General features: G+C 69.5%; 2 protein-coding genes. Both read left to right on the top strand.

The features are described from left to right. Positions 1–1,243: formimidoylglutamate deiminase (locus K728_RS0112490; protein WP_019483555.1), on the top strand; the 1,243-nt coding region annotated here is incomplete at its 5' end. Beyond that, the coding region (locus K728_RS0112485; protein ID WP_024476923.1) for an imidazolonepropionase at positions 1,240–2,052 on the top strand (813 nt) is incomplete at its 3' end. The genes K728_RS0112490 and K728_RS0112485, both read left to right, overlap by 4 nt.

Below are 2,052 nucleotides of genomic sequence, written 5' to 3'. Positions count from 1 at the left end.
CCTCGCCGGGGTGGTTTTCCCCGCCGCCGCCAACGCCCACTCGCATGCCTTCCACCGGCTGCTTCGGGGACGGACCCACGACGACGGCGGCGACTTCTGGGGCTGGCGGGAAGAAATGTACCGCGCGGCGCGGCAACTGACTCCCGCCAGCTATGAACGGCTCGCCACGGCAGTCTTCACCGAGATGGTGGTCACCGGCTGGACCAGCGTCGCCGAATTCCACTATGTTCACCACCAGCCGGGCGGTGAACCCTACGGGCCCAACAGCGGTGACATTAACGGCGGTGACACCAACGGCGGTGAGAAGCACGCCATGGAACTCGCCCTGTGCCGCGCGGCGGTCACCGCGGGAATCCGGCTGACCCTGCTGGACACCTGCTACCTCGCCGGGGGCATCGGAGCGCCACTGAAACCTGACCAGGAGCGGTTTGGCGACGCCGACGCCGACGCCTGGCTTCGCCGGTTCACCGACCTCCGGCGGAGCGTCGCCGAACAGTTCGAGCCAGCCTTCGTTACCGTCGGTGCTGCGCTGCACTCGGTTCGCGCGGTCCCCGAACAGGCACTCCGGACCCTCGCTGCAGGCCTTCCCGCCGATGTCCCCCTTCACATTCACCTGTCGGAACAACCGGCAGAAAATGCCGACTGCCTGAAGCATTACGGCACCACACCCACCGGACTGCTGCACCGGCACGGGCTACTCACCGACCGACTCAGCGCGGTCCACGCCACCCATCTCACCCCCGAGGACATCACCCTGTTGGGAGCTGCGGGCGCCACCGCAGTGATCTGCCCGACCACCGAGGCGGACCTCGCCGACGGCATCGGGCCGGGCCGCGCCCTCCGCGACGCCGGCGCCCGGATCGCCCTAGGCACTGACCAGCATGCTGTGATCGACCCGTGGCTGGAAATGCGGGGGCTCGAACACGGGGAACGGCTGGCCTCCGGGCACCGTGGACGGTTTGCCCCCGCCGACCTGCTGAACGCCGCAACCACCGGTGCTTCCCGCTCCATGGCTACCCCCGTGGCCGCCATCAGGGTAGGAAGTCCGTGCGACCTGGTCAGCATCGACCAGGCATCGCTGCGCACCGCCGGATCCGATCCCGCCCAGCTGCCGCTCACCGCCACGGCCGCCGATGTGACGGCCGTCGTCGTCGCCGGCCGGGTCATCGCCCTCGACGGGCAACATCTTGACCTTGGTGATCCGGCCGCCCTGTTGGCCGCCACCCTGGAGGGACACGGATGAGTACGCTGATCACCAACATCGGTGAACTGCTGACGCAGGACCGCGAGCAGACCGTCCTGAAAGATGCTGCGGTGGTGTTTGAGGGGGAGCGGATCAGCTGGATCGGGGCCGCATCGGATGCGCCGGCCGCAGACGAAAGGGTCGACGCGGGCGGACGCGCCGGGCTCCCCGGCTGGGTGGACAGCCACACGCACCTCGTCTTCGCGGGAGACCGCACCGCCGAGTTCGAGGCCCGGATGGCGGGTGAAGCCTATGCGGCAGGCGGGATTGCCGTCACCACCAATGCCACCCGGGCAGCCTCGGACTACGACCTCACCCGGCTCCTGCTCGGTCGGGTCGCCGAAGCAAATGCGGGCGGCACCACTTACCTGGAGACCAAGACCGGGTACGGGCTCGACGTCGGCCACGAAGCCCGCAGCGCCCGCATCGCAGCCGGCGTCGTCGACGAGGTGACATACCTGGGTGCGCATCTGGTCCCGGCCGGGGTCGATCCGGAGGACTATGTCCGCCTGGTCTGCGGGCCGATGCTCGACGCCGTCCGCCCCTTTGTGACCTGGGCCGACGTGTTCTGCGAACGGGGCGCCTTCACCGCCGAACAATCCCGGGAAATCCTTCGCACCTGCCGGGACAGCGGCCTGGGACTTCGCGTCCACGGAAACCAGCTGGGCCACGGCGAGGGAGTGCAACTCGCCGTCGAGTTCGGTGCCGCCAGCGTGGACCACGTAAACCACCTGACCGGGGCGGACCTCGACGCGCTCGCCGGCACCTGGTCCGGCTGGGACCCGGGCTCGGGCTCCGGCGTTCGCGGC

Origin of the sequence: Arthrobacter sp. CAL618 (assembly GCF_000468215.1) — a bacterium.
In the GTDB taxonomy this organism is placed as follows: Bacteria; Actinomycetota; Actinomycetes; order Actinomycetales; family Micrococcaceae; genus Arthrobacter_D.
This window is presented reverse-complemented; position numbering and strand designations above follow the sequence as displayed.